Source organism: Vibrio sp. 2130-1 (assembly GCF_033339515.1).
On record NZ_JAWOUT010000694.1, the window covers coordinates 1 to 526 of the forward strand.

The 526-nt window shown below is 51.5% G+C and carries 1 protein-coding gene; it reads right to left on the reverse strand.

Annotated elements, in window-relative coordinates:
- The coding region (locus R7Q09_RS28190) for a UvrD-helicase domain-containing protein (protein ID WP_318144214.1) at nucleotides 1–526 on the reverse strand (526 nt) is incomplete at both ends.

Here is a 526-nt window from a genome sequence, read left to right on the forward strand (position 1 = left end):
TCGGTCCACAGCTCTTTGCCCAATCGCTCTGTGTTGTTGGCGATGAGTGCGTTTGACGCGTCGAGAATGGTTTTGGTCGAACGGTAGTTTTGCTCAAGGCGGATGGTGTTAACGCTTGGAAATTCGAGCGTGAATTTCTCGATGTTCTCCACTTTTGCCCCGCGCCAACCGTAGATAGATTGATCGTCGTCACCCACGATCATCACATGACACTCAGGCCCCGTCATCATGCGTAGCCAAGCGTATTGGATATTGTTGGTGTCTTGGAACTCGTCAACCAGAATGTGTTTAAAGCGTGCCTGGTAGTGCTCGCGGACAAACTTGTTATCGCGCAGTAGCTCATGAGCGCGAAGCAGAATTTCTGCAAAGTCGACCAGACCTGCACGGTCACACGCTTCTTGATAAGCGGTGTATAGCTGCAAGTAGGTTTTGGTCACAGGATCGTGGTAAGCATCGATATGTGCTGGGCGCAGGCCTTCGTCTTTTTTGCCGTTAATCCACCAAGCCACTTGGCGTGCAGGCCACT